The organism is Mycolicibacterium komossense (genome assembly GCF_025822605.1).
In the GTDB taxonomy this organism is placed as follows: domain Bacteria; phylum Actinomycetota; class Actinomycetes; order Mycobacteriales; family Mycobacteriaceae; genus Mycobacterium; species Mycobacterium komossense.
The window spans coordinates 39,841-46,779 of record NZ_JACKTY010000016.1 but is presented as its reverse complement, the minus strand read 5'-3'; the positions used below and the strand labels follow the sequence as shown (position 1 = coordinate 46,779).

4 protein-coding genes and 1 pseudogene are annotated in these 6,939 nt (G+C 66.7%); 4 read left to right on the top strand and 1 reads right to left on the bottom strand.

Going from position 1 to position 6,939, the window contains the following annotated elements; all coding sequences use genetic code 11:
• Positions 1-490 (top strand): annotated as a pseudogene (locus H7J73_RS06245) (HNH endonuclease signature motif containing protein); the annotation flags it as partial.
• Positions 491-496: 6 nt separating this feature from the next.
• Here the strand turns inward: H7J73_RS06245 and H7J73_RS06240 are convergent.
• Positions 497-1,198: a hypothetical protein gene (locus tag H7J73_RS06240; protein WP_264066396.1), complete on the bottom strand. Its 702-nt coding sequence runs from the start codon at positions 1,196-1,198 to the stop codon at positions 497-499.
• A 59-nt stretch (positions 1,199-1,257) separates the two neighbouring features.
• Between H7J73_RS06240 and H7J73_RS06235 the strand changes: the two genes are divergently transcribed.
• From H7J73_RS06235 to H7J73_RS06225, 3 genes are all read left to right on the top strand, one after another.
• On the top strand, positions 1,258-2,775 hold the full coding sequence (locus H7J73_RS06235; RefSeq protein WP_264066395.1) for a carboxylesterase/lipase family protein: 1,518 nt from the start codon (positions 1,258-1,260) through the stop codon (positions 2,773-2,775).
• Between the two features lie 96 nt (positions 2,776-2,871).
• The gene (locus H7J73_RS06230; RefSeq protein WP_264066394.1) at positions 2,872-4,827 is read left to right on the top strand and encodes a primary-amine oxidase; all 1,956 of its coding nucleotides are present in this window, start codon (positions 2,872-2,874) and stop codon (positions 4,825-4,827) included.
• Positions 4,828-4,905: 78 nt separating this feature from the next.
• Positions 4,906-6,924: a DUF7064 domain-containing protein gene (locus tag H7J73_RS06225; RefSeq protein ID WP_264066393.1), complete on the top strand. Its 2,019-nt coding sequence runs from the start codon at positions 4,906-4,908 to the stop codon at positions 6,922-6,924.
• The last annotated feature ends 15 nt before the right edge of the window (positions 6,925-6,939 follow it).

The window sequence follows — 6,939 nt, the reverse complement described above, 5'->3', positions numbered from 1 at the left end:
CAGAACGCGAGTCCGGGGCTGGGCTGGCGGTCACCTCGGGTGGGACCCGGATGCCGATGACCGACGTGGTCCGGTTGGCGTCGCACGCGTTTCATTACCTGGTGATCTTCGACCACATGGGGCGGGTACTGGATCTGGGTCGCAGCAAGCGGATCGCCTCGGCCGATCAGCGGATCGTCCTGCACGCCAAAGACCGCGGCTGCACATTCCCCGGCTGCACCGTCCCGGGGTTTTGACTGAGGTGCATCACGCCGAATGCGACTGGGCTGATGACGGCCACACCAACATCAACGACCTCACCCTGGCCTGCGGCCCCCACAACCGCCTCGTCACACCCGGCGGCTGGCGGACCCGCAAACGCAAAGACGGCCGCACCGAATGGATCCCACCACCACAGCTCGACACCGGCCACGGCCGCATCAACAAACACCACCACCCAGAAGAGCTCCTGCGCCGGGACGATGACCCACGCGGCGACGGGGCGCAATAGGGGAAATCAGCAGCCGAACTTGAGTCCGACCAGCTCGTCGGCGCCCGGGTCGACCGCGCGCAGGCAGCCGAACGGCTGCACGCCGGCGTCGCTGATCCGGACGCCGCTCTGATGGGCATAGTTGACGCAGAACAAGCCGATCTGGTCGGTGCGGCATTGATAGTCGCCGAACCGCAGGCGCTGCCCGTATGACAGCTCCGCGCCCGTGCCGTAGCCGAACTGCCCGGGGTCGCCGTGCAGTCCGCCGACGGTCAGGGTGTCGCCGGGATAGTCGATCCAGCCGGGAATCCATTGCCCGTCCGGACCGACGGCGGCGGGTTTGGCCGGCCCCTCGCTCATCTGGGTCAGGCAGGCGAGTTCGCCGTCGTCGAATGCCGTCATACCGGACATGCAGGTCGTTCTCCCCGACGGCGTGGTGAAGGCGACACCGTGGTTCAGCTGGGTCGTGGCGCCATCCCGGTTGGCGGTGTGAAAGCCCGCCAGATCGGCCGGTTTGCCCGCTTCGACCCAGCCGATCACTGCCCCGATCGGGGTACCCTGCGGCGGTGCGGAGACCGCAACAGGGGAGGTGGTGGACGTTTTAGGCGGCGCCGAACTGCTCGACGATGACGATTGCGACGGTGTCGCGCTCCGGTCGGCCTGGCCGCCGTCCGCACCGGAGCAGCCCGCGACCAGCAGCAAGGCCGTGATCGGCAGGACAATCCGCATGTCGGCAACGGTAGTGCCACCGGGGTGGAGTTGACACCTCTTCGCTACCGTCGAGGGTTATGCACGAACATATCGTCCGCGCCACCATCTCGACCGGCATCGTGGAGGGGTTCACCCGTGACGGCGTAAACCGTTGGCGCTCCATTCCGTACGCCAGGCCGCCGGTGGGTCCGCTGCGATACCGCGCCCCGCGGCCCGCCGAGCCGTGGCGCGGGGTGCGCTACTGCCACGGTTTCGCCAATTGCGCGCCACAGCAACGCAAATACACCATCACCGGACTCGGTAAGTATCAGCCGATGGGCGAGGACTGCCTCACACTCAACGTCGTCGCCCCCGCCGAGCCCGCCTCCGGGCAGGAACAGGACCCGCTGCCGGTGATGGTTTTCGTACACGGCGGCGCCTACATACTCGGCAGCTCGGCCACGGTGCTGTACGACGGGGCGGCGCTTGCGCGGCGCGGCTGTGTCTATGTGTCGGTGAATTACCGGCTCGGCCCGCTGGGCTGTCTTGACCTGTCGTCGCTGTCGACACCGCAGACCACGATCGACAGCAATCTGTTCTTGCGCGATCTGGTGATGGCGCTGCAGTGGGTCCGCGACAACATCGGGGTCTTCGGCGGCGATCCCGACAATGTCACGATCTTCGGAGAGAGTGCGGGTGCCCAGGCGGTGGCCACCCTGCTGGCCGTTCCGGCCGCGAAAGGTCTTTTTCACCAAGTCATCTCGGAGAGCCCGGCCGCGGGTATGGTCCGCTCTGCTGACGTCGCCGAACAGCTGGCGGTACGGTTCGCCGGCATCCTCGGCGCCCGCAGGCAGGACGCCGCGGCCGCGGTGATGCAGGCCTCGCCGGCGCAGCTCGTCGATGCACTGGATGAACTGATCTCCCACGGCAGCCGGGAAATGCTCGGCGCGTTTCCCGCCGGCCCGTCCTACGGTGACGATTACCTGCCGTTGGACCCTGTTGAAGCCATGGCCACCGGCGTTGCCCACCCCGTGCCGTTGATCGTCGGCAACAATGCCGAAGAGGCCAAACTGTTCACCCGGTTCCTCAAACTGCTGCCGACCACCGAACCGATGATCGAAGCCCTGCTGTCCACCGCGGGCACCGACACCCGCGACCGGATCACCTCCGCCTACCCGGGCTATCCGGACGCGGCGGCATGTATCCGGCTCGGCGGCGACTTCGCGTTCAGTTCGGCGGCCTGGCAGATCGGAGACGCCCACAGCCGTCATGCCCCGACTTACCTGTACCGCTACGACTACGCCCCGAGGACGCTGAACTGGTCGGGTCTTGGCGCCACTCATGGCACCGAGATGCTGGCTGTTTTCGACGTGTACCGCAGCAGGTTCGGATCGGTGCTCACCGCCGCCGGCGACCGGCGTTCGGCGCGCCGCGTCAGCCGCGATATCCAGTCGCGGTGGCGGGCGTTCAGCCGCACCGGAGTGCCCGGCGACGATTGGCCGGCCTATGACACCGCCGAACGGGCGGTGATGGTGTTCGACCGGCGCTCCCGCGTCGAACTCGATCCTGATCCCGACCGTCGCACCGCCTGGGAGGGCTTCACACTGGCGCAGTGACCCGACTGCCGATTTCGCCGGGATTCCGTGCGCGGTATCAGTCGATGTGGTTGCGTAATGGGCCCACGACCGAAGCCGTCGACCGAGGATGGAGCGATGACTCACACCGTCAGCCCAGCGCCTGATCACCCACTGGATCCGCTCTCGTCCGACGAATTCAGCTCGGTGGCTGCGATCCTGAGCCGTGAGCGCGGGGTCGGCGGCGGCTGGCGCATCGCCTGCATCGAGATGGTGGAACCGGCCAAGGCCGAGCTTGCCGAGTTCGAGCAGTCCGGGACGAGGCCCGCCCGCCGCGCGATGGTGCTGTGCCTCGAGCGCGCCGCGAACGCCACTTACAGGAGTGTGGTGTCGTTGACCGAGGACCGGGTGGAGTCGTTCGACCATGTGCCCGGTGTGCAAGCCAACTTCACCGTCGACGAGTTCGTGGAATGCGATGCGATGCTGCGCACACACCCCGACGTCGTCGCGGCGCTGGCCAAGCGCGGCATCACCGATATCGACAACGTCTTCATGGACACCTGGACCTACGGTGCGGCCGTCGCACCGCCGGAGTACCGCGACCGCCGGATCGGCTGGTCGGACACCTGGCGCAAGAACGGACCGGGCGCGAACCCGTACGCGAACCCCGTCAGTGGACTGCACTGCGTCGTCGACCTCAACACCATGGAATTGCTGCGGATCGAGGACTCCTTCTCTTCCGGGGGAGGGTTTGAACCACCGAATGTGATGGGCGAGTATGTGCCCAAACATATTCCGGAGCGGATCAAGGCGAACTGGACTCGCGAGCCACTCGCACCGCTGACGATCACCCAGCCTGATGGGCCGTCATTCACCCTGGACGGCAATCTGTTGCAGTGGCAGAACTGGTCGCTGCGTGTCGGATTCAACCATCGCGAAGGTATGACGCTGCATACCGTGGGCTACCGCGACGGTGACCGGATCCGTCCGATTGCGCACCGGATGAGCTTCGCCGAGATGATGGTGCCGTACCGCGATCCCTCTGAAGATCATTACCGCCGTACGGCATTCGATATCGGCGAGTGGGGGCTGGGCTTCATGACGGTCTCTTTGGAACTGGGCTGTGACTGTCTGGGCGAGATCCGCTACCTCGACGCGACGCTGCACAACAGCAAGGGCGAGCCGTACACCATTCGCAATGCGATCTGCATCCACGAAGAAGACAACGCGGTGCTGTGGAAGCACGTCGACCACGAGGCCGGCGCCGAGGTGCGCCGCATGCGCAGGCTCACCATCTCCTCGCATGTGACCGTCGCCAACTACGAGTACCTGGTTTACTGGCGGCTGTATCAGGACGGCAACATCGAGTGCGAGGTCCGCGCCACCGGGATCATGGTGACCACACCGCTGGCGCCAGGGGCGCCGAATCCGAACGGCACGCTGGTCGACGAACGGACGTATGCGCCGTTCCATCAGCACTTCCTGGTGGCGCGGCTCGATATGGACATCGACGGCAGCGAGAACACCGTCTGCATGACGGAGTCGTACGCCGAGCCGATGGGGCCGGACAACCCGTACGGGCTGTCGGTGGTGCAGCGCACGGTGCCGTTGCGCACCGAGAGCGAGGGTATCCAGGATCCGAACTACGCCACCCAGCGGGCGTGGAAGGTGGTGAACCCCAACGTCACCAACTCACTCGGCACCCACCCGTCGTACAAGCTGGTGCCCGGCGGTGCATTTCCGCCGATGTTCGATCCGGAGTCACCGGTCTTCCAGCGCGCCACGGTGATCGGGCACACGCTGTGGGTGACGCCGAACCACCCGGACGAGCGTTGGCCCGCAGGCGAATTCGTCAACCAGTCGGCAGAAGACTTGGGTATCGGGACGTGGACCAAAGCGAACCGGTCGATCGAGAACACCGATGTCGTGCTGTGGTACGTCTTCGGATTGCATCACATGACCCGGCCCGAGGACTGGCCGATCATGCCCGTGGACACGGTGTCCTTCTGGCTCAAGCCGTACGGGTTCTTCGATCGCAATCCGGCGCTGGACGTGGCGCCGACACCGCAATCGCAATGCCACCCGGCCGGGTGACCAGGCCGGATTTGACACCCGTCAACTAATCCCGGCGAAACGCGTTGGAGTCGTGGCCCCGTGTTCTAGGTTGGTCACGTGCCAGCCCACACTGAACTCGTCATCGAAAAGCCCGGCGATGTCACGGCCGAATGGTTGACCGCCGTCCTCGGCGCGACCGTCAGCGATTTCACCGTCGAACGCATCGGCACCGGCCAGATGAGCGAGTGCTACCGGATCACCCCGAGGTACGAGGCCGACGCGGGGCCTGATTCCGTCGTGTTGAAGGTGGCTGCGGGGGACCCGACCAGTCGCCAGACCGGCCTGGCCTTGGGGCTGTACGAGCGCGAGGTCCGGTTCTACACCGATATCGCGCCGCGGTTGGCGGCCGGCGCGGCAAGTCCGGTGGCGCCGTGTCTGCACAGCGCCTTCGACCCGGCGACCGGCATCTTCGACCTGGTGCTGGGGGATGCCGCTCTCGCAGGAGTCGGTGACGAAATCCGCGGCGCGACAGTCGATCAGGCAGTGCTCGCGGTCAGTCAGCTCGGCGGTCTGCACACCCAGTTGCTCGGCGACGACGTGCTGGCGGGCACCGACTGGCTCAACCGGGACGCACCGATCAACCAGCTGTTGATCGGTCAGCTCTACGCCGCCTTCGCCGACCGGTATGCCGAGGTGATGACCGACGACCAGCGCACTGTCTGCGAGCGCCTGGTGGCGGGCTTCGACGACTACCTGGTCGCGGAGGGCGCCGAGGGCCGGCCGATGGGCCTGGTGCACGGTGACTACCGGCTGGACAACATGCTGTTCGGTGCAGCCGGCTCGGATCGGCCGCTGACGGTCGTCGACTGGCAGACCGTCACCTGGGGACCCGCCCTGACCGACCTGGCTTACTTCATCGGCTCCGCGCTGCCGGTGGCGGAGCGTCGCCAGCATTACGACGTGCTGCTGCGCGCGTATCACGATGCCCTGGGTTCAGCTACCGCACTGAGCCTCGATGACGTCCGCGATGGCGTTCGCAGACAGAGTTTCTTCGGCGTGATGATGGCGATCGTGTCCTCGATGTTGGTGGAACGCACCGCCCGCGGCGACGAGATGTTCATGACGATGCTCGACCGGCACTGCAGCCATGTCCTCGATACCGACGCCCTGGCTGCGTTGCCCAGCGCCGCGCCGACGGTGCCGTTGCGTCCGGAGGCCGCCGACGAGGGCGCGCACCCGTCGACCGACGAACCGCTGTGGAGCGAAAGCTGGTACTGGGATTTCGTCGACCCGACGCAGGGGGTCGGCGGTTGGTTACGGCTCGGGTTGATCCCGAATCAGCAGACCGCCTGGCTGCAGGCGCTGCTGTGCGGCCCGGACATGCCCACCATCGCCGTCTCCGAGTTCGCCGCGCCCCTGCCGGGGAATCCGGCGACGCTCAACACCGATACCTTCGAATTCGCCCACGCCGCAACGACACCGCTGCAGCGTTACACCGTGACGGTGCGCGGCAGGGGCGAGGCGTTCGACGACCCGGCGGCGCTGTTGCGCGGCGAAGCCGGCCGGCCGGTCGAGGTGATGATGGACCTGCAGTGGACCAGCGACGGCACGCCCTATCGATACCGGATCACCCCGCGCTACGAGATCCCGTGCGCCGTCAGCGGTGTTGCTACCGCCGACGGCCACACCTACACCTTCGCCGGCGTGCCCGGTCAGCGTGACCACTCGTGGGGTGTGCGCGACTGGTGGAGCATGGAGTGGGTGTGGAGTGCCTTGCACCTCGATGACGGCACACACCTGCACGGCGTCGATATGCGCATCCCGGGAATCCCGCCCTTCGGGATCGGCTATGTCCAGACCGCATCGGAGGACGCCACTGGTCCGCTTGTCGAGCTGCAGGGAGTGAGCGCGCGGGAGGTTTTCTCGCCCAACGAGTTACCGGTGAGCACCGAGCTGACGCTGACAGCTGACGGGTCGGCTGACGTGGTGGCGACCGCCCAGATCGTCGGGCACGCGCCGGTGCGGCTGACCGCTCCCGACGGCCGGGTCAGCTTTTTCCCGCGGGCCTGGGCGACTGTGACCACCGCAGACGGGCGCACCGGTGTCGGCTGGTTGGAGTGGAACCGCAACCAGTGACGTGGCCGGGGCAGC

What these genes read in the sequence shown, in the direction of transcription:
- H7J73_RS06240 (WP_264066396.1), bottom strand. Translation starts at nt 1,198, where the DNA reads ATGCGGATTGTCCTGCCGATCACGGCCTTGCTGCTGGTCGCGGGCTGC.
- H7J73_RS06235 (WP_264066395.1), top strand. Translation starts at nt 1,258, where the DNA reads ATGCACGAACATATCGTCCGCGCCACCATCTCGACCGGCATCGTGGAG.
- H7J73_RS06230 (WP_264066394.1), top strand. Translation starts at nt 2,872, where the DNA reads ATGACTCACACCGTCAGCCCAGCGCCTGATCACCCACTGGATCCGCTC.